The 19714-nt window shown below is 63.1% G+C and carries 21 protein-coding genes; 13 read left to right on the forward strand and 8 right to left on the reverse strand.

Translation table 11 applies throughout. The annotated features are described in order from the left end of the window. The first annotated feature begins 39 nt into the window (after positions 1 to 39). The 5 genes from WG899_RS10765 to WG899_RS10785 all read left to right on the forward strand — a co-directional run bounded on the left by WG899_RS10765 (position 40) and on the right by WG899_RS10785 (position 3467). On the forward strand, positions 40 to 366 hold the full coding sequence (locus tag WG899_RS10765) for a (2Fe-2S) ferredoxin domain-containing protein (RefSeq protein WP_339595639.1): 327 nt from the start codon (positions 40 to 42) through the stop codon (positions 364 to 366). A 3-nt stretch (positions 367 to 369) separates the two neighbouring features. Further along, positions 370 to 990 carry an alpha/beta hydrolase gene (locus WG899_RS10770; RefSeq protein ID WP_339595640.1) on the forward strand — a complete coding sequence of 207 codons (621 nt, stop codon included), beginning with the start codon at positions 370 to 372 and terminating at the stop codon, positions 988 to 990. A gap of 18 nt (positions 991 to 1008) precedes the next feature. Then, positions 1009 to 2175 carry a D-alanyl-D-alanine carboxypeptidase family protein gene (locus tag WG899_RS10775; protein WP_339595641.1) on the forward strand — a complete coding sequence of 389 codons (1167 nt, stop codon included), beginning with the start codon at positions 1009 to 1011 and terminating at the stop codon, positions 2173 to 2175. Between the two features lie 89 nt (positions 2176 to 2264). After that, a complete protein-coding gene (locus tag WG899_RS10780) occupies positions 2265 to 3146 on the forward strand; it encodes a D-amino acid aminotransferase (protein ID WP_339595642.1) in 882 nt (293 codons plus the stop codon). A gap of 18 nt (positions 3147 to 3164) precedes the next feature. After that, positions 3165 to 3467 carry a DUF493 family protein gene (locus WG899_RS10785; protein WP_339595643.1) on the forward strand — a complete coding sequence of 101 codons (303 nt, stop codon included), beginning with the start codon at positions 3165 to 3167 and terminating at the stop codon, positions 3465 to 3467. Between the two features lie 25 nt (positions 3468 to 3492). On the opposite strand, the gene WG899_RS10790 is transcribed toward WG899_RS10785, so the two are convergent. Beyond that, the gene (locus WG899_RS10790; protein WP_339595644.1) at positions 3493 to 4170 is read right to left on the reverse strand and encodes a tetratricopeptide repeat protein; all 678 of its coding nucleotides are present in this window, start codon (positions 4168 to 4170) and stop codon (positions 3493 to 3495) included. Between the two features lie 106 nt (positions 4171 to 4276). Between WG899_RS10790 and lipB the strand changes: the two genes are divergently transcribed. Continuing rightward, positions 4277 to 4948, forward strand: coding sequence for a lipoyl(octanoyl) transferase LipB (gene lipB / locus WG899_RS10795; protein WP_339595645.1), 672 nt, complete (start codon positions 4277 to 4279; stop codon positions 4946 to 4948). A gap of 24 nt (positions 4949 to 4972) precedes the next feature. Next, positions 4973 to 5977, forward strand: coding sequence for a lipoyl synthase (lipA, locus tag WG899_RS10800; protein ID WP_339595646.1), 1005 nt, complete (start codon positions 4973 to 4975; stop codon positions 5975 to 5977). 47 nt (positions 5978 to 6024) lie between these two features. Here the strand turns inward: lipA and WG899_RS10805 are convergent, their stop codons facing one another. Further along, on the reverse strand, positions 6025 to 8244 hold the full coding sequence (locus WG899_RS10805) for a xanthine dehydrogenase family protein molybdopterin-binding subunit (protein WP_339595647.1): 2220 nt from the start codon (positions 8242 to 8244) through the stop codon (positions 6025 to 6027). 15 nt (positions 8245 to 8259) lie between these two features. Continuing rightward, on the reverse strand, positions 8260 to 8700 hold the full coding sequence (locus WG899_RS10810; RefSeq protein WP_339595648.1) for a (2Fe-2S)-binding protein: 441 nt from the start codon (positions 8698 to 8700) through the stop codon (positions 8260 to 8262). A 384-nt stretch (positions 8701 to 9084) separates the two neighbouring features. Here WG899_RS10810 and WG899_RS10815 point away from each other — a divergent pair, with 384 nt between their 5' ends. After that, a complete protein-coding gene (locus WG899_RS10815; protein ID WP_339595649.1) occupies positions 9085 to 9765 on the forward strand; it encodes a response regulator in 681 nt (226 codons plus the stop codon). After that, entirely contained in the window at positions 9758 to 11248 is a 1491-nt protein-coding gene (locus tag WG899_RS10820; protein ID WP_339595650.1) for a sensor histidine kinase, read from the forward strand. Before WG899_RS10815 ends, WG899_RS10820 begins: the two co-directional genes overlap by 8 nt. Here WG899_RS10820 and WG899_RS10825 read toward each other — a convergent pair. From WG899_RS10825 to WG899_RS10840, 4 genes are all read right to left on the reverse strand, one after another. After that, complete coding sequence (locus WG899_RS10825) at positions 11239 to 12048, reverse strand: substrate-binding periplasmic protein (protein WP_339595651.1); 810 nt, start codon at positions 12046 to 12048, stop codon at positions 11239 to 11241. The genes WG899_RS10820 and WG899_RS10825 overlap by 10 nt on opposite strands. 31 nt (positions 12049 to 12079) lie before the next feature. After that, positions 12080 to 12592, reverse strand: coding sequence for a TlpA family protein disulfide reductase (locus tag WG899_RS10830; protein WP_444718837.1), 513 nt, complete (start codon positions 12590 to 12592; stop codon positions 12080 to 12082). 43 nt (positions 12593 to 12635) lie between these two features. Beyond that, complete coding sequence (locus WG899_RS10835; RefSeq protein WP_339595652.1) at positions 12636 to 13823, reverse strand: sensor histidine kinase family protein; 1188 nt, start codon at positions 13821 to 13823, stop codon at positions 12636 to 12638. A 193-nt stretch (positions 13824 to 14016) separates the two neighbouring features. Next, positions 14017 to 15234, reverse strand: a complete 1218-nt coding sequence (locus tag WG899_RS10840) for a CaiB/BaiF CoA transferase family protein (RefSeq protein ID WP_339595653.1) — start codon at positions 15232 to 15234, stop codon at positions 14017 to 14019. Between the two features lie 145 nt (positions 15235 to 15379). On the opposite strand from WG899_RS10840, the gene WG899_RS10845 reads away from it, so the two are divergent. The 3 genes from WG899_RS10845 to WG899_RS10855 all read left to right on the forward strand — a co-directional run bounded on the left by WG899_RS10845 (position 15380) and on the right by WG899_RS10855 (position 16702). Continuing rightward, entirely contained in the window at positions 15380 to 15913 is a 534-nt protein-coding gene (locus tag WG899_RS10845; RefSeq protein ID WP_339595654.1) for a hypothetical protein, read from the forward strand. A 102-nt stretch (positions 15914 to 16015) separates the two neighbouring features. After that, positions 16016 to 16420 carry a PTS sugar transporter subunit IIA gene (locus WG899_RS10850; protein WP_339595655.1) on the forward strand — a complete coding sequence of 135 codons (405 nt, stop codon included), beginning with the start codon at positions 16016 to 16018 and terminating at the stop codon, positions 16418 to 16420. A gap of 12 nt (positions 16421 to 16432) precedes the next feature. Further along, a complete protein-coding gene (locus WG899_RS10855) occupies positions 16433 to 16702 on the forward strand; it encodes an HPr family phosphocarrier protein (RefSeq protein WP_339595656.1) in 270 nt (89 codons plus the stop codon). Between the two features lie 26 nt (positions 16703 to 16728). Here the strand turns inward: WG899_RS10855 and WG899_RS10860 are convergent, their stop codons facing one another. Further along, positions 16729 to 17574 (reverse strand): GNAT family N-acetyltransferase, encoded by an 846-nt coding sequence (locus tag WG899_RS10860; protein WP_339595657.1) that lies wholly within the window; start codon positions 17572 to 17574, stop codon positions 16729 to 16731. A gap of 125 nt (positions 17575 to 17699) precedes the next feature. Between WG899_RS10860 and ptsP the strand changes: the two genes are divergently transcribed. Next, positions 17700 to 19484, forward strand: coding sequence for a phosphoenolpyruvate--protein phosphotransferase (gene ptsP, locus WG899_RS10865; RefSeq protein ID WP_339595658.1), 1785 nt, complete (start codon positions 17700 to 17702; stop codon positions 19482 to 19484). Positions 19485 to 19714 lie beyond the last annotated feature (230 nt).

Consider the following 19714-nt stretch of genomic DNA (forward strand, 5'->3'; position numbering starts at 1 on the left):
TGCCAGGGTTCGCTTGGGCCCCATCCCTACAATAGGGCCATGAGCTATTTCAAGCGACACATCTTCTTCTGCCTCAATGAGCGTGACAGCGGCAAAAACAGCTGCGCCCAGCATGGAGCGCAGGCTGGCTTTGATCATTGCAAGGCGCGCGTGCGTGACTTGGGCTTGGCCGACGTTGGCGGCGTCCGCGTCAACAAGGCGGGTTGTCTGCATCGCTGCGCCGGTGGCCCGGTGGCGGTGGTGTATCCCGATGCGACCTGGTACACCTATGTCGACCAAAGCGATATTGACGAAATCGTCGACAAGCATTTGAAGAACGGCGAAGTGGTGGAGCGCCTGCTCTTGCCCGATAGTGTCGGGCTCTGAGTTGTGAACGCACAAACCGAAAAGCGCCTGATTGCCGGCCCGGCAGGCGTCATTGAATGTGCCATCGACAGCCCGGCCTCCGACCTTGCTCCGCGTGGTCTGGCCTTGATCTGTCATCCCAATCCGACCCAGGGTGGCACGATGGACAACAAGGTCGTGCAAACCTTGGCCCGTGCCTTTGTTCAGTTAGGGTATCGCGCGGCGCGCTTCAACTTCCGCGGCATCGGCAGGTCCGAGGGCGTGTGGGACGAGGGGCGTGGCGAGATTGATGACGCGCTGGCGGCGCTCCATGCGGTGCGCAACACCGATGAGCCCTTGGTGCTGGCTGGTTTTTCATTTGGCGCCTATGTCAGTTCGCAGGCGGCCCTCCGTCTTGCCGAGGGGCAACAGGCGGAGCGCCTGGTGCTGGTCGGCCCGGCTACCAGCCGTTTTGATACCGCGCCGGTACCGGCCGACACCTTGGTGATTCACGGTGAGGTCGATGATGTGGTGCCGCTCAGTTCGGTGCTGGACTGGGCGCGGCCGCAGGCCCTGCCGGTCGTTGTGGTGCCCGGCGTCGGACATTTTTTCCATGGGCAATTGCCATTGCTGAAGAACATTGTGGTTCGCAGCTGGCAGGCCTGAATTCCCCGAGACTTCTTGATGATGATATTGAAACGACTGATCGCTCTTGTTCTGGCCGCCGCGGCCGCTGTGGCCACATTGCCGGCACAAGCGCAGGCGCCGCAAGCGCCCGAGATCGCTGCGCGCAGCTACCTGCTGCTGGACATGTCGGCCAACCGGGTGCTGACCGAGCGTGATGCCGATACGCCAAACGATCCGGCTTCGCTGACCAAGTTGATGACGGCTTACATCGTCTTCGGCGCCTTGCGCGACAAGCGCCTGACGCTGGAGCAGCCGCTGACCGTGTCCAAGCGCGCTTGGGACGAGCGCAAGGGCGACCCCTCGCTGATGTTCATCGACACCACGATGACGCCCAAGGTCGATGAGCTGCTGCGCGGCATGATCATCCAATCCGGCAATGACGCCTCGGTCGCCTTGGCCGAAGGCGTGGGCGGCACCGTCGAGCAGTTCGTGGCGATGATGAATCGTCAGGCGCAGGCCTGGGGTTTGAAGAACACCGAGTTCAAGAACGTCACCGGTATGACCGAGCCAGGCCACCGCAGCAGCGCGCGTGATCTGTCGGTGATCGCGTCGAATCTGATTCGCGACTTTCCGCAGTACTACAGCTACTACTCGCAGCGCGACTACACCTTCAACAAGATTCGCCAAGACAACCGCAATCTGCTGTTGCGCCGCGACCCTAGCGTGGACGGCATGAAGACCGGTTACACCGAAGCCGCCGGCTACTGCCTGGTCTCCAGCGCCCAGCGCGAGTTTCCGAATGGCAAGCGCCGCCTGCTCAGCGTGGTGATGGGCACGGCCTCCAAGGAAGCCCGCGCCAGCGAAAGCCAAAAGTTGCTGAACTGGGGTTACTCGGCCTTTGATGCGGTGCGTTTGTTCGAAGACGGCCAAGCGATCAGTACCGTGCCGGTCTGGAAGGGCGCGGCCCGCGAGGCCAAGCTGGGCGCCGCCAGTGCCGTGTTTGTGGCCGTGCCGCGCGGTGATGGCGCCAAGCTGCAGACCAAGGTGGAGCGTACCGATCCGCTGGTTGCACCCTTGACCAAGGGCCAGCGCGTCGGCACCCTGACCGTGACCACCACCGCAGGTACCCCCGTGGCCGAAGTGCCCTTGGTGGTGCAAGAGGCGGTGCCGCTGGCGGGTATTTTTGGCCGGGCCTGGGATGCCATCCGGCTTTGGATCAAGTAAGGGCTGCCGGTCCGGCCTCAGTTCTGAGATAGTCTCAGTCTGAGACGCGGCCGGCCTTTGACGGCCTGCCGAGATCAGGAGGACGTTGCATGAAGACAAACGCTTTGCCCGATGTGTATTGCTATTTGAATGGCGAATACACGCCCTTGGCCGAGGCCAAAATCTCGGTGATGGACCGTGGCTTCATCTTCGGCGATGGCGCCTACGAGATGCTGCCGGTCTATGGGCGGCGTTTGTTCCGCTTCGAGAGCCATATGGACCGCTTTGAGCGCAGCCTCGCCAAGCTGCGCATCATCAGCCCCTTGTTGCGTGCGCAGTGGCTGGAGATTGTGCGCAAGCTGGTCTCCAAGGTTGATGCCGAGGACCAGTGGGTCTATCTGCAGGTGACACGCGGTGTTGCGCCACGCAACCATGTGATGCCCAGCGAGATCAAGCCGACCCTTTTTGCCTACAGCAGCGAGGCCCGTCCGATTTCGGCCGAGGAGCGCCATCACGGCGTCAGCTGCGTCAGCGCGCGCGACTTCCGCTGGGAGCGCGGCGACATCAAGAGCACCTCCTTGCTCGGCAATGTGCTGGCCCGGCAGATTTCGGCCGACCAGGGCGCGACGGAGACGATTTTGTTGCGCGACGGTTTTTTGACCGAGGCTTCGGCCTCGAATGTCTGGATCGTCAAGGAAGGCGCGCTGCTCGGCCCGCAGAAGAGCGAGCAGGTGCTGGAAGGCATTCGGGTTGAGTTGCTGAAGGAACTCTGCGAGGAAATCGGCATTGGCTACAACCTGCGCCCGATCTCGGAGGCCGAGTTGTTCGCTGCCGACGAGATCATCCTCAGTTCGGCCACCAAAGAGGTGCTGCCGGTGACCACGCTGGACCACCAACCGGTCGGCCATGGCGCCCTGCACGGCAAGCCCGGCCCGGTCTATGCCCGCCTGTTTGAGGCCTATCAGCGCGCCAAACTGCTGCAATCGATTTGAGAATTTGAGAAGAAGACGATGAGTAATCTACCCCCGATGACCCCGCCGCCGGACATCCCGCCCGAGCAATCGCTGATCGAATACCCCTCGCGCTTCCCGATCAAGGTGATGGGCTCGCATGTGGAGGGCTTTGTCGAGGCCATCACGATGGTGGCGCTGCAGTTCGACCCCGAATTTGATGCCGCGACAATCGAGCGCCGCCCCAGCAAGGCCGGCAACTATATGGGCCTGACGATCACCGTCACGGCCACCAGCCGCGAACAGCTCGACGAGCTGTACCGCACGCTCAGCACCCACCCGATGGTCAAGGTGGTGCTGTAAAGGTCCTGTTGTCAGCCGCGCGGGCTTAGCCCGCGGTTTCGGCCGCCAGGCGTCGATCCAGGTCCAGCACCTTGCTGGGGGCGGCCTCGTCGCCATTTCGGGCCGCAATGTCGTACCAATAGCGCGCCAGCCGCAGATCGGCCGGGAGGCCGAGCCCGCTTTCATACATCGACGCCAGCAGGTATTGCGCCCCGACATCGCCGGCGTTTGCCGCCTCGCGGTACCACTGCGCTGCCAGGGTCATGTCTTGCGTCGCACCCCGGCCCAGATAGTAGGCGGTGGCCAGGGCCACCTGGGCATCGCTGCTGCCATGCTCGGCGGCACGTGCGAACCATTGGGTGGACTGCTTCAGATCGGGCTTGCCCAACAACCCTTGCTCATAAAACTGGCCCAGCGCCAATTCGGCACGCACCAAGCCATTGGCGGCGGCGCGTTCCAGCAGGCGCTTGGCCTCGCGTGGATTGGGCTTGGCTAACTCGGCGCGCAAATGCATCATCGCCAGGTTGTAGTCGCCCAACGGCGCCCGTTTGGCGGACAGGGCTGCAAAACCACGTGCCGCAGCGCGCAAGTCGCCCGCTTCATAGGCCGACAAGGCCTGCTCCAGCGGGCTGCTCTCGGCCCGGCTGCTCATCGTGGTGAGTAGCAGGCTGCTGATCAAGACGATGGCCAGTGCTGCGGAAATGGTTCGGCGAACAAACGACATGAGAGTCCTTCGGGGGTATGGGCTGGGGTGGCGCGTCTTGAACGCTAACTCAATCTCAGTCGCTTGTCCGCGCCGGGGCCTTACAGCCTGGCGCTACTATTCGGCCATGATTGTTGTGAAGAACCTGGGGCGCGTGGACTATGCGCCGACTGTGGAGGCGATGCGCGAATTCACCGAGTCGCGTGGGCCCGATACCCCTGATGAACTCTGGCTTTGCGAGCATCCGCCCACCTATACCCAAGGTTTGGCGGGCAAGGCTGACCATGTGCTGCAGGCCGGCGGCATCCCGGTGGTGCAGACCAACCGGGGCGGTCAGGTGACCTATCACGGCCCTGGCCAGGTGGTGGCCTATCCCTTGATCAATCTGCAGCGCGCCGGCTACTTCGTGCGCGAGTATGTGTTCCGCCTGGAAGCGGCGGTGATTCAAACGCTGGACGCCTATGGCATCACAGGCCACAGGGTGGCGGGTGCGCCCGGCATTTATGTGCGGCTGAATGACCCGCACAACCATGCGGCGCTCTCCGGCCCGGCCGACCCGATGGACCCATTTCGCGGTCTGGGCAAGGTGGCGGCGCTGGGCATCAAGGTCAGCCGGCACTGCACCTATCACGGTGTGGCGCTGAATGTGGCGATGGATTTGCAGCCCTTTGCCGGCATCAACCCCTGTGGTTATGCGGGTCTGGCGACGGTGGACCTCGTTACACTTGGGGTTTTTGCGGATTGGCCCGAGGTGGCCCAGCGTTTCGGCGAGCGGCTGCAGGCCCAGCTCGAAGGCTGAACGATCATTTGGAGTTTGGCTGGCATGGCGACCGAGAACATCACTCACGAAGCGAAGACGGGCGAGGCGTATGACGCCAGCGCCAAGCAAAAGTCGCAGGCCAAAACGGCCCGCATCCCCATCAAGATCGTGCCGGCAGAAACGCTGAAAAAGCCCGACTGGATTCGCGTCAAGGCCGGTTCTCCCAGCACCCGCTTCTACGAAATCAAGCAGATCCTGCGCGAGCAAAAGCTGCACACCGTTTGCGAAGAAGCGTCCTGCCCGAACATCGGCGAATGCTTCGGCAAGGGCACGGCCACCTTCATGATCATGGGTGACAAGTGCACCCGTCGCTGCCCCTTCTGTGACGTGGGCCATGGCCGCCCCGACCCGCTCGATACCGAAGAGCCGCTGAAGCTGGCGCAGACCATCGCCGCGCTGAAGCTCAAGTACGTGGTGATCACCAGCGTGGACCGCGATGACCTGCGTGACGGCGGCGCCGGCCATTTTGTCGAGTGCATCCAGAAGATCCGCGAACTCAGCCCGACGACCCAGATCGAGATCTTGACGCCCGACTTCCGTGGCCGCGCTGATCGTGCCTTGGACATTCTGAAGGCCGCCCCGCCAGATGTGATGAACCACAACCTCGAGACTGCACCGCGCCTCTACAAGGAAGCGCGCCCCGGTTCCGACTATCAGTTCAGCTTGGACCTGCTCAAGCGTTTCAAGGCCGAGGTGCCGGGCGTGCCGACCAAGAGCGGCATCATGGTGGGCCTGGGCGAGACCGACGAAGAGATTCTGCAGGTCATGCGCGATATGCGTGCCCACAACATCGACATGCTGACCATCGGGCAATACCTGGCCCCGTCCGGCCACCACCTGCCGGTGCGCCGCTATGTGCACCCGGACACCTTCAAGATGTTCGAAGCCGAAGCCTACAAGATGGGCTTCAGCCATGCGGCCGTGGGCGCGATGGTGCGCTCCAGCTACCACGCCGATCAGCAGGCCGAGCATGCGGCTCAGGCCGCTCAGCCTACTGCGGGCGAGTAAAACCGTTTGAGCCGCCCGAGCCCGGGAGGGCTCGGTGCAGCTTGGCTTCAGCCTCCCATCGTGGCCGTCGGGTAGAAGGGCAGGCTGCGTACGCGCTTGCCGCTGAGCTTGAACCATGCGTTGGCCATGGCCGGCGCAAAGGTCGGCACGCCCAGCTCGCCCACGCCACCCAGTGGCATATTGCGGTCGGCCGCTGCCGGTGGCGGCATGATCTTCACCGCCACGCTGGGCATCTCGTTCAGACGCAACATACGGCTGGTGTTGAAATTCTTCACCTGCGCGGCGCCGTTGACGAAGGTCTGCTTTCCGTACAAGGTGGCATTGATGGCATGCACGACGGCGCCGACGATTTGCGCCTCCACCGAGCCCGGGTTGACCGTCATATAGCAGTCGATGGCGACCCACACCCGCGTCACCACCGGCCCGGCCGTGCCAGCTTTCACTTCCACCACTTGGGCGACGATGCTGTTGAAGGCGGCTCCGATGGCGATGCCGCGCGCCGTGCCGGCCGGTCCGGGCAAGCCCCAGCCGGACGCTTGGGCAGCGGCCTCCAGCACCGCCAGCCAACGTGGGCTGTTGAGACGGGCGCGACGGAATTGGAGCGGGTCTTGCCCGATCGCGGCCGCCAATTCATCGATCATCGACTCGACCGCGAAGGTATTGATCGAGGCTCCGACCGAGCGCCAGAATCCGACCGGGATCGGCGCGGTGTGGCTGACCCATTCGGTCAGTCGGGCCCCGAAGTTATAGGGCAGCGCGTTCGAAGCTTCGGAGCCTTGGCTGTCGCCGCTGGCGCCGAGCGTCGCGCCACGTTGCCCGAGGATGGAGGGCGAGACATTGCGGTAAGTCCAGCCGGCGATTTGGCCGTTTGCATCCAAACCAGCGCGGGCTCGGACCAGGGCCATGGGGCGGTATTGGTCGTGGCTGAAGTCTTCTTCGCGTGGCCACATCAGCTTGACCGGGCGTTGCACCGCCATCGCCACCTGCACGGCCTGGCTGATGAAGTCCAGCTCGGCCTTGCGGCCCAGGCCGCCGCCCAGGTAGGTGGTGTGCAGGATGACCTTGTCGGCGCTGAGGCCGGTGATGGCGCAGACCAGACTGAGCGCCGACTTGGCCGATTGGGTCGGAGCCCAGACCTCACAGCGCAGTCCGGCCACGTAGTCGACCGTGCAGTTCAAGACTTCCATGCAGGCATGGGCCACATAGGGCAGGCTGTAGCTGGCCTCTATGGTCTTGGCGGCGGTGGCGATGGCCGCATTGGCGTCGGCGGTGCTGCGCTCGACCGTGTAGAGCGTGCCCGGCGGGTTGGCCGCCCCGGCCACGTAGGCGGTGGCGTTGCTCATCAAGGCCTGCGCATCGAGCATGAACTGGGTGCTGTTCAGACTGGCCACATTGGCCGGCAAGATCCATTGCGGCGACAGGCGCTTCGCCGCTTGCCAGGCATCCCAGGTGGTCGGGCCGACCACGGCCAATGCGTTGACATTGCCCAGCGCTTCGGCGCCACGCGCCGTGCCGGCCATCACCTTGGTGGGCACCACGGCCAGCATGCCCGCCGGTGTCGGTGGTGTGGCAGCGAGCTTGCCGCCAAAGCTGGGGCAGTGGCGGATGACGGCATAGACCATGCCCGGCACCCGCACATCCAAACCGTAAACGGCGCTGCCGTCGACCTTGAGCGGGATGTCTGAGCGTGCCATCGTCTTGCCGATGCAGCGGAACTGGCTGTCTGGCACCAGCGGCGCTGAACTTGGCGCGGGCAGCAGGGCGGCCGCTGCCGCCAGCTGGCCGTAGCTGAGGGCGCGGCCGCTTGGCCCGTGCGTCACCACGCCGTTGTTGACGCTGTAATTGCTGCGCGCACCATCGCCGATCTGCGCCATGGCCGCCGAGACCAGCATTTCGCGGGCGATGGCTCCGGCGTCGCGCAGTTTCCAAAAATTGCCGCGGGTGACGCCGCTGCCGACCGTGTTGATGGCGCTGCCGATGGGGGCCGGCACCGCCAAAGTGGGGGCGCCTTGCACCAGCTTGACCCGCGCGGGGTCCACCATCAGGTCTTCGCAAAGAATCTGCGCCAGGCCGGAGAAGGAACCTTGGCCCATGTCTGAGCAGCCTATCGTCAGCTGGATGCTGTCATCGCTGCCGATGGTGAGCCAGCTATTGACTGCAGAGCCCGCCGCGGCCTCGGCCGAGTTGGCCGGCAGGAACAGGGCCAGCGTGAGGCCTCCGCTACCGGCAAGAAATTGGCGCCGGTCGAGTTGAAGCGTTGTTTGCATTTGGTGTTCTCCTGCTTACAAACCGGTCACGGCCTGCTTGATGCGCTGATAGGTGCCACAGACGCAAACGTTCTTGACCTCGTTGGCGATCTCCTGGCCGTGATGGCCGGCCTTCATGGCTGCCGCCACACTCATCAACATGCCCGACTGGCAGTAGCCGCATTGCGGTACTTGGTGTGCGATCCAGGCTTTTTGCGCCGGGTGGCTGCGGTCGGCCGACAGGCCCTCAATCGTGGTGATCTGTTTGCCGGCGGCCGAGGACACATCCATCTTGCAGGCCTTCTCTGGCTGGCCGTTGACCCAGACGGTGCAGGCGCCGCAGACCTCGATGCCGCAGCCGTATTTGGTGCCGGTCAAGCCGATCACATCACGCAAGACCCATAACAAGGGCATCGCTTCGCTGCTGACGTTGACGATATGTTCACGTCCATTGACGTTCAGTGTGTAGCTAGGCATGGCATTCAACTCCTGGACTGTTGCTGCAAGGCGGTGGGCGCAAGCCCGTGCGTTCGTCGAGGATTGCTCGGGCTTGCTGAGGCAGACCTTAGGCCGAAGCGGGCGAACAAGCTGTGAGCTTGTGTAAATCGCCTCGGAAGGCCTGCGTCGGTTCGCATCGATGTTTCGGGCTTCGAGATGACGCGTGAAAGATTACGTTTTGGAAGCTGTCGATTGCCTGTCTAAACCACGGGGCGGCGGTTTTCTTGCAAAGTCTTACGAATTACCGGGTCGAGCCCTGGCGCGGCTGCATTGCGAAAAGCAGGGACTGCTAGAGGCTTGAGTCGTCGCGCGCCGGTGCCAGAATCAAATCATGGTTCGATGGCCGTTGGCGGGTTCAAAGGCATGCGTGTTTTGTTGATCGAGGATGACGTCTCGTTGCGCGAGGGCTTGCGGGAAGCCCTGTGTCGGCAGGGCTATGGGGTGGACGCCTTTGGTCTTGGCGAGCATGGGCTCTCGGCCCTGGGGCAAGCCGAGTACGACGCGCTGGTGCTGGACTTGGGCTTGCCCGATGTGGATGGCCTGGCGCTGCTTCGGCGTGTACGCGCGCAAGGCAAAAGCCTGCCCATCTTGCTGCTCACCGCGCGTGGAGACTGGGCCGATCGCGTGCGTGGGCTGGATGAGGGGGCCGATGACTATCTGGTCAAACCCTTTGTGTTGCCCGAGTTGCTGGCCCGTTTGCGGGCCTTGATCCGTCGCAGTGGTGCGGCCGGTGCGGCCGGGCTGAGTCTGGGGAGCTTGCACTTGGACATGCCGCAGCAGATGGCCTCGCTGCACGGCGAAGCCTTGCCCCTGACGCCGAAGGAATGGGCCGTGTTGCTGGCGCTGGTTTTGCAAAGCCCGACGATTGTGAGCAAGCGCAAGCTGCTGCACAGCTTGAGCGAATGGGACCGGGAGATGTCCAGCAACGCGCTTGAAACTCATGTGTCCCGCCTGCGCCATAAGTTGCAAGGGGCCGGACTCCAGCTCGACACCGTGCGGGGTGTTGGTTATCGCTTGATGTCGGGCGCCGCCAGCGATGCTTGAGCGACTCGCCGCTTGTTGGCCCGACGGGCTGCGCCAGCGCCTGTTGCTGGGCTTGGCCGCGCCCTTGACCGTGGTCTTGTTGCTGGCCCTGGTCATCAATCACCGGGCCGCTCAACAAATGACGGATGCGGCCTTTGACAAGGCGCTGCTGAATGTGGCCGTGGCCCTGGCGGCGCGGGTGGAGATTGATTCGGACAATGACCTGGATGTCGATCTGCCCGCTTCGGCGCAGGCGCTCTTGCAGGCCGACACGGTCGATCAAATGCGCATGGCGGTGCTGGATGAGTCCGGGCGGTTTGTCTGGGGTGATGGTGGCTTGCAGATTTTTACCGCCGTTGCTGCGGCAAGGGCGCCGGCCTCGCCGGGAGCGGCCGGCGAGGAACTGGCGCAGACAATGCGCTGCGAGGGTCAGGTCTTGCGTGTGTTGGTGTTGCCGCGCCAGGGGCCGTTTTGGCGCGCCCGCGTCGTGGTGGCTGAGACGACGCGCAAGCGCGATGCGGCCGCGCAGCGTTTGCTATTCAACTCTGCCGCGCTGGGCTTGGCGCTGTGGGCCTGCGCCCTGTTGACGCTGTGGCTGGTCACGCGCCATCTGCTCAGACCGCTGGAGCGCGCAGCGGCCTTGCTGGAGCGACGCCCGGCGGGGGAATGGCAGCCCCTGGATACGCAGCGGCTGCCCTTGGAATTGCGCGGATTGTTGGGGGCGATCAATGGCTTGTTGGTCCGCTTGCAGGGCCTGTCTCAGGCGCAGCAACGCTTTATTGGCGACGTGGCCCATCAATTGCGTACGCCCCTGGCCGGTTTGCGATTGCAGTTGGATCTGTTGCGGCAAGACGCGGCCGAGCCTGCGGCCGACGGCGCGGGGGCGGTGACAGGCCGTATGGTGCAGATGACGTTGGCTCTGGACCGCATGGGCCGCTTGGTGGCCAAGCTGCTGGCCTTGGCCCGAGCCAACGCCGAGGCGATGGCGCAGGAGCCTTTTGCAAGGCTGGACTTGCGCGACACGGCGGAGTCCTGCGCGAGTGAATTTTTTGATCAGGCGCAGCAGCGCGGCATCGATTTGAGTTTTGAGTTGGAGCCTGCGCCGGTGCGGGGTCGTCGCGGCGACCTGCATGAGATGGCCAGCAATTTGCTTGAAAACGCCTTCTTGCATGGTCGCCCCGTGAATGCGCATGTGTGTATGCGCACCGGTGAGGCACTGGGGCAGCCGTTCCTGGAGGTGGAGGATGATGGCCCGGGCATGGCGCCGGCCTTGCAGCGGGGCTTGTTCCAGCGCTTTCAAGCTCCATCACGCGGTGCCGCTCACTCCGGCGAAGCAGGCCATCAGCGCCTGGGCCTGGGGCTGGCCATCGTGCAGACGATTGCCGAGCAACATGGCGCGCGCATCGAATTGGGTGTCGGGCGCGAGGGCGTGGGGACTTGTGTTCGGGTCTGGTTCCCCGCCGCAAGCGGGCCGCTTGGGGCGAACGCCGAAATTCAACGGTAGCGCACGCGGCGCCGGAAATCGTCTTGCAGGCGCTGGTAGCTGCCGTCGCGCCGCATCTGTACCAGGCCTTGGCTGAAGGCCTGCGCCAGGCGTTCGCCCTGCGGGTGCTGTTTGGAAAATGCTACCCAGAACCCATCCATCGACACCAAGCCGACGCGTTTGATTTGGTTGCGGGCCTCGGGCGTCGCGTCGATGCGCATCCAGCCTGGCGTGCGATTCAGCAGGATGTAGTCGACCCGCTTGTTCAGCAGCATGCGCAGCAAGGCCCCGTCGGACACGGCGCTGAACTTCTGGATGCGGCTGTCGTGCATGAACTCGCTGGGATAGGTGTAGCCATTCGTATAGGCCACACGCTTGCCGCGCAGATCGGCCAGGCGCAATTCGCTGCCGTTGTTGTCGGCCCGGCCAAAGATGGACAACTCCTCTTCGAACATGGCCGGTTGGTGCCAGACATAGTCGGCGCGGTTGTCATCGGTGATGGTCGCGTTGAAGCAGCCCGCCACCTGGCCGGTCTTGGCGTACTGCATGCAGCGCGCAAAGGGCACGTTGATGAATTGCACCTTGATGCCCTGGCTGGCCAAGACAGCGCGAACCAGGTCCACGCTATAGCCGATCGGGCTGGTTTGGGTGTCGGCGCCGGGTTTCTCGGCCGCGCTATAGGGTGCCCAGTCATCTTCACCGGCCAAGACCACGGTGTTTTTGTCGAGGGGCTCGTCGGCGGCAAATGCGCCTAGGCTCAGGCCGAGCAGCAGGCTCGCCAGGCTGAGCCGGCGCAAGAGTCGGTAGGCCTTGGCTTGCATGGGTGAAACTTTGGATCGGCCTGGCTTGGGCTTAGGCCGCTTCGGCCAGCAGCTTGTCGACCAGACCATGAAGAGCGGCAAAGTCGGGCTCGCCCACATAGCGCTTGACCACCTCGCCGCGCTTGTTGATCAGCAAGGTGGTCGGGGTCAATTGGATCTTGCCGAACTGCTTGGCGATGTCGCCGGTGTTGTCGATTGCCACGCCAAACGGCAGCTTGCGGCTTTCGGCGAAATTGGCCACAAAGGCCGGCGGGTCGTAACTCATGGCCACGGCCAGCGTGTCAAAACCGCGGCCCTTGAATTTCTCATGGGTGGCGATGATCTGCGGCATTTCTTTCACGCAAGTGGTGCAACTGGTGGCCCAGAAGTTCACCAGCATGACCTTGCCGGCCCATTGACGGGAGTCGAGCTTCTCGCCGTTCAGCAGCACATAGCTGATGGCGGGGGCCTTTTCTTGCTGACCCAGACTCTTGTAGGCCATAAATCCGCCGCCGGCCAAGGCGGCCAGCAGGACGGGGATCAAGACGGCTTGTTGCAACTTCATGGCCGCAGTGTAGCCGGGCCGGAAAGGCGCTGCTCCCCGAGGTTTACAGGCTCTTGGAGAGTTCGAACAGCAACACCGAGGGCAGGGCATCGGCCACATGCAAGCGGGAAATGCGTGCCAGTGCGTCCGCGGTGGCGGTCGACAGCTGGGTCAGATGCGGCTCGTCCAGTACCTCGACGAAACAGAAGTTCGGGACTTCACGCAGCGTCTCGGCATGCAGGCGCTCGAACTCGGGGCCGCGCAGGCCGCTTTCGAAGATGATGCCGTGCGGCAGGCCTTCCTCGCAGAATTGAAGCGCCTCGGCCATGCTGCCGACCAGATCAATGATCAAGCCCATGTGCTGAATGGAGGACTGGATCTGTGTGCGCAGGTCGCGGCGCTGCGACACGATCAAGACATGGCTACCGGCCAGCGGCTTGGAATTGCTGGAGGGCAGGTACTCGGAGTCACGCTCGCGCTCCAGCTGCGGCAATTGAGCTGCGCCCGGTTCAAGCGGCGTGACGGGAGTCCCGGTCTCTTCACTGACCGTGTTCGGGAATTCAAGTGTCAACACGGTGATGCCGGCTTCATCTTCGCGCAGGGGCAGTACGCCCATGGTGATGGCGGTCTGCTCGACCAAGCGCCAAGACAAGGAGTTGAGCGCGCGCGGCAGCTCCTGAGCGCGCGGATCGTCCAGCAGGTCCAGTGAGCGGTGAGCAAAGCGGCAAACCAGGCGCGCTTTGGCCGGCCAGGGCGTCAGGTCCAGGCGCAGATCCACCGAGCTGTGGGTGCTGGACAAGGCCCAATCCATCAAGGCGTTGAGCAAGGAGAACAGCAGTGATCCGTCGGTCATCACTTCGACCGGCTTGAGCATCTGCCGCACTTGGATGCCACGGGCCTGGGTTTCGCGGCTGCGCTGGGCCAGCACGCTGCGCAAAATCTGCGTCAAGTGCATGCGTTCGCGCGACAGGCGTAAGCGCCCCGAGGCCAGCCGAGCCAATTGTTGACCCATCATCCCGGCCTCACGGGCCTGGCCGACGCTTTCCTTCAGTGAACGCAGGCTTTGGCGGTCAATTTGGCCGGTGCTGATCAGGTCGTGGATGCGTTCCATGGCCGAGCTGAGCGGGCCAGCGATTTCTGCGCCCAACTGCTGCACGATGTCGGCCCACTGCGCGTGGCTGGGCGCGCCGGCGACATCGTTCGCGGCGGCGTGGGCGGCACTGGCAGTGGAAGCAGTTGGCGGCTTGGACATGAAGAGGCGCGGAATTGCTGTGGGCGGTGTTCTGTTTGTTGAGGCCAGAGTGGCGAATGAGCCACAGCGGCCGCCATGGTCAGTGCGATGCCCTCGAGCGTCCATCCCTCGATCCGGGGGAAACAGCGTTCAGCGCTGCTTTACCTCGCCTTGCGCGCCTGTTTGTGCGTAATTTCTCACGCTTGGCCGGGTCTCAGGCGACGATGCCGGTCTTGAACAGTGACGCAATTTCCATTTCATCCAGGCCGGCTTCGCGCAGCACCTGCTGTGAATGCTGGCCCAACGTCGGGGGGGCTTGCCGGTAGCTGACCGGCGTGGCCGACAGCTTGATCGGGCTGGCCACCAGGCGCAGGTCCGGGTTGAGTGGGTGTGGGATCGGTGCCGTCATGCCGCGGGCTTGTACCTGCGGGTCGGCAAAGGTTTGGGCGAGGTTGTTGATGGGCCCGCAAGGCACTTGAGCGGATTCCAGCGCGGACAACCACTCATCGCGGGGCCGTGCTTTGAGAGCGGCTGCGATCAGCGGGGCCAGCGTTTCGCGGTGCTGCACACGCGCCGCGTTGCTGGCAAAACGCGGGTCTAAGGCCCATTCGGGGTGGTCCGCAATGCGGCAGAACTTGCTGAATTGCGAGTCGTTGCCGACGGCCAAAATCAAATGCCCGTCGGCCGCCTCAAACACCTGATAGGGCACGATGTTCTGGTGCGCATTGCCCATGCGGCCGGGCGTTTGGCCGGTGCACAGATAGTTGGCTCCCAGATTGGCCAGCATGGCGACTTGGGTGTCTAACAAGGCCATGTCGATCGTCTGACCTTGACCGGTGGCGTCCCGGTGGCGCAATGCCGCCAGGATGGCAACGCAGGCGTACATGCCGGTGAACAAGTCGGCCACCGCCACGCCCACTTTTTGCGGGCCACCGCCAGGCAGATCATCACGCTCGCCGGTGACGCTCATCAGCCCGCCTATGCCCTGGATGGCGTAGTCATAGCCGGCGCGCTCCTTGTAGGGGCCGGTTTGACCAAAACCGGTGATGGAGCAAACGACCAAGCCCGGGTTGGCGGCCTGCAAGGTTTGTGCGTCAAGGCCGTAACGCGCCAGGTCACCGACCTTGAAATTCTCAACCAGCACATCGACGCTGGCGGCCAGCCTTCGGATCAAGGCTTGACCCTCGGGCTTGGCGATGTCTATCGCAATGGAGCGTTTGTTGCGATTGGCGCCAAGGTAGTAGGCCGCTTCGCTGCTGTCCGCGCCGTCTTGGTCCTTCAAATACGGCGGCCCCCAGCTGCGCGTGTCGTCGCCTTTGCCGGGACGTTCGACCTTGATGACATCGGCCCCCAAGTCGGCCAGGGTCTGGGTACACCAGGGTCCGGCCAGCACACGGGACAGGTCGAGGATGCGCACGCCCGCTAGCGCCATCGGCGGGCTTGCAGGGTTACTGTTCTGCTGGGGTTGGCTTGGGCTGGGAGTGGGTGGGGCCTGATGTTGCATGGATTTGATTGTGCGACACCCGGTCGTGATGGGCCCTCGGCTCGGCTCGCCCCAGCGACTTGATAATGGCGGCATGATTTCGAAGCACTTGGCCTTGCCGCGTCGCCCGGGGCGGTTCGCCTCCATTTTTTGTTTGGCCCTGGCCTTGGCGGCTTGTTCGCCCGCCTTGGATTGGCGCGAGGTCAGGCCCGCCGGCAGCGGCATCCTGGCTGTATTTCCTTGCAAGCCGCAAATCAATGCCCGGCCGGCTACGGCGGCCGAACCTTCGAGCATGGGGCTGGCCGAGTGCAAGGCGTCGGATTTGAGCTTCTCCTTGGCTTGGGCAGAGTTGCCGGATCCGCAGCTGGTGACGCCCGCCTTGCTGCAGATGCGGCAGTCCTTGGCTGGGAAACTTCATGCCGAAGTGGCAGCCTCCCAGCCGGTGTCGGTGCCCGGCATGACGCCCAACCCCGAAGCGCAGGTGCAGACCTTGGTGGGCGGCTCGCAACAGGCGCGTATGGCGGTTTTTTCGCGTGGCTTGCGTGTCTATCAGGTGGTCATGCTGGGCAAAAAAGGTGGCGAAGAGGCATGGGACGGCTTCTTGTCTTCGCTGAAGCTGGATGAGTGAAGCCTCCCGGTGGCGCTCGTCCGGGCGCATGTCTGTGCATCTTTCGTGGGCTTCGCAGGGTTGAGTGACTTGAGTGCATGACGCTCCGTTGATAATCGCGCCATGCCCGGTCTACTCCTGATTGCCCACGCGCCCCTGGCCTCCGCGATGAAAGCGGTGGCCGAGCACACATTCCCAAATTGCGCACCGCAACTGGCCGTGCTGGACGTGAGCCCAGAGATGTCGGCCGAAGCGGTCGAAGCGGCGGCTCGCGCCTTGCTGGACAAGGCGGGTCATGTCGAAGCTTTGGTATTGACCGATGTGTTTGGCGCGACGCCCTGCAACGCGGCGATGCGTTTGCAAGGCCCGCATGTGCGCGTGCTTAGCGGTGTCAATGTGCCAATGTTGTGGCGTTCGCTGTGTTACGTGAACGAGCCGCTGGCGGACTTGGCCGACCGGGCCGCACAAGGTGGCTTGCGCGGCATCATGTTGAATGAGATTCCTGTGAACCCCTGCTCGAAGCCCTGAGCTTCAATAACAATGATCAAGTCCACGCTCACCATCAGCAATAAATTGGGCCTGCATGCCCGGGCCTCCGCCAAGTTGACCAAGCTGGCCGGGTCTTTTCAGTGCGAGGTATTCATGAGCCGCAACAGCCGCCGGGTGAATGCCAAAAGCATCATGGGTGTGATGATGTTGGCGGCCGGCATGGGCTCGCAGGTCGAGTTGGAAACCGAAGGCCCCGATGAGCAGGCCGCGCAGGACGCGATCACGGCCTTGGTGAACGATAAGTTCGGCGAAGGCCAGTGACCTGAGTTGCCGGTGCGGCTCGCCCTTCAGCCCATGAAATGGCGCCGATAGCGGGCCGGCAAGTCCGCCAGTCTCATCATCATCGGCAAATCGGCGGTGTTGAAGTCCGGGTCCCAGGCGGGCGCGCCGAGAATGCGTGCACCACAGCGCAAATAGCCCTTGATCAGCGGGGGCGGCTCTACGGCCAGATCGTGGCGTAGTTCCTCAACGGGCAGCGGCAGACGCGGACGCACCTGCCATTCGATGCTGGACAAATGGCTTTGTTCCAATTGCTTCCACAGGCTGGCGGCAAAGTGACCGCCGTCGCGCATGCTGATGCTGGCGCAACCGATCATTGTGTCGAGATCATTGCGCTGCATGAATTCCGCCAGCGCCCCCCACAAAGCCATGATGGCGCCGCCCGAACGATGCTCGGGATGGATGCAGGAGCGACCCAGTTCGACCATGCGCTCGCGCAGATTGCGCAAGCGAGTCAGGTCAAATTCGGTTTCGCTGTACAAGCCTCCAGCCCGCTTGGCAGCAGCTGGGGTCAGGACTCGATAGGTGCCAATCACTTGACCGGGGCAACCGTCGGCGTCCATCGCGCGCACCAGCAAGTGCTCGCAGAACGGGTCGAAGGCGTCAACGTCGTGTCCCGCCGGTGCGCCTTTGGGAATGCTTAGCCTGGCGCCCATCTCATCGGCAAAAACTTGAAAGCGCAGGCGCTGCGCCTCCAGCACCTCGTCTTCGCAGCGTGCCCAGCTCACATCCAGGCGCGCGGCAGGCGTCCGGCTCGGGCTTGGCTGTGGCATTGATGGCGGGGCGGGGCGTGTCTCGGGCATGCGCGGACGCAGGTCTGAGAAGGGCAGGGTGGGCAGCGGTAAATCCCTCATGGGCAGCCTCTTGCTGGTCGTTGGTGGGCAGCGCTGATGCTCGGGGCTAGGGGTGACGCCGGCGTGACGCATGAGTGACGAATCAATGACGGTGAGGGCCCCTGGCAGCCTGCTAAAGTCGGCGCATGAGCTTCCAGGTTTTCGGCATCCCGGTATCGCGCGGCGTGGCCATTGGTCGGGCCGTTTTGGTGGCGTCCAGTCGGCTGGATGTGGCGCACTACTTCATTACCGAGAGTCAGATTGAGTCTGAAATTCGCCGCGCATTGCGCGCCCGTGATGAAGTCGCGCTGGAATTAGAGACCCTGAAGCAGGACCTGCCCGGCGACACGCCGCATGAGTTGGCAGCCTTACTCGATGTGCACTTGATGCTGCTTCACGACGAGGCCTTGCTCGGTGCAACCAAGCATTGGATTGTTGAGCGGCACTACAACGCGGAATGGGCGTTGTCAGCCCAACTGGAAGTGTTGGCGCGCCAGTTCGACGAGATGGAGGATGACTATCTGCGCGAGCGCAAGGCTGATCTCGAGCAGGTGGTGGAGCGCATACTGAGTGCCTTGGCGCGTGAACAGGGCAAGGCGCCGGTGGATGCTGCCAGCGTGGTGCAGCGCGATTTCGCTGGGGAGGATCCGCTGTTGCTGGTGGCGACCGATATTGCCCCGGCCGACATGATGCAATTCAAGCGCAGCGTGTTCCATGGGTTCATCACCGACATCGGCGGCAAGACTTCCCACACCGCCATTGTCGCGCGCAGCATGGATATTCCAGCCGTCGTGGGCACACGGGAGGCCTCGCGGCTGATTCGTCAGGATGACTGGATCATCATTGATGGAGATGCCGGCACAGTCATCGTCAATCCGTCACCAATCATGCTGGAGGAATATCGCTTCCGGCAGCGTCAGAGTGAATTGGAGCGAGCCCGTTTGGCACGCTTACGACATACACCTGCGGTGACTTTGGACGGTGAGCGTGTCGAGTTGCACGCCAATATCGAATTGCCCGCTGACGCGCCTGCAGCCGTTGAGGCCGGCGCGACCGGAGTGGGTTTGTTTCGCAGCGAGTTCCTGTTCATGAACCGTGGCGGAGAGTTGCCCAGCGAGGATGAGCAGTTTCTGGCCTACCGCGCGGCTGTGGAGGCCATGCGTGGCATGCCGGTGACGATTCGAACCGTGGATGTCGGTGCAGACAAGCCCTTGGATCGTCTGAGCGCCAGCGAGTTGCGCCATGAGCATGTATTGAATCCGGCCATGGGCCTGCGCGCCATCCGATGGAGCTTGGCGGAACCCAGTATGTTCCGGCAGCAATTGCGCGCCATCTATCGCGCCAGCGCCTTTGGCAAGGTGCGACTGTTGATTCCGATGGTGGCTCACCTGAATGAGGTGCGCCAAATCTTGGAGTCGATCAAGAAGGTTCAGCAGCAACTCAATGACGCTGGCCACGCGTTTGGCGTCGTGGATCTGGGTGTGATGATTGAAATTCCGGCGGCGGCCGTCATGCTGCCGATGTTGCTTCGGCATGTGGACTTCGTCTCCATCGGCACCAATGATTTGATTCAGTACACCTTGGCCATTGACCGAGCGGACGAGGCGGTAGCCCATCTTTACGATCCTTGGCACCCGGCCGTGCTGCAATTGCTCGCAGGCTCTATCGCCCATGCGCGCAATGCCGGTAAGTCGGTCAGTGTTTGCGGCGAGATGGCCGGCGACCCAGCCTTCACGGATCTGCTGTTGGCCATGGGCCTGCGTAGCTTTTCCATGCACCCATCTCAAATCCCGTCGGTCAAGCAGCGCATCTTGCGTGCCGATGCCGGCCGTTTGGCCCGGGCCGTGACTGCTGTGCTTCAAAGCGAGGATCCGCAAACTGCCGCGGAACTGGCCTTTGCTGCGCAGAAAAACACATCCCTGCCTCACTAATCGACGCCTCGGCCGATCTTGCTAGTCTCGCTAGTGGGCGAGGCGATTGTTCGCCTCTTCAATCAATTTGCCGTCGACCAATTTATTCATGCTAGACTAGCGGGCTTCGCTGATGAGAGCTTCTTGGAAGCGAAGGGAGTGAAAGAAGTTGGGTTTTGAAAGAATTTTCAAAATACTTGACGAGGCTGAAGAAAATCGGTCATAATCTCGCTTCTGTGCTGCTGACGCCG

The sequence above is a fragment of the Paucibacter hankyongi genome (assembly GCF_037482915.1).
Lineage (GTDB): Bacteria > Pseudomonadota > Gammaproteobacteria > Burkholderiales > Burkholderiaceae_C > Paucibacter_A > Paucibacter_A hankyongi.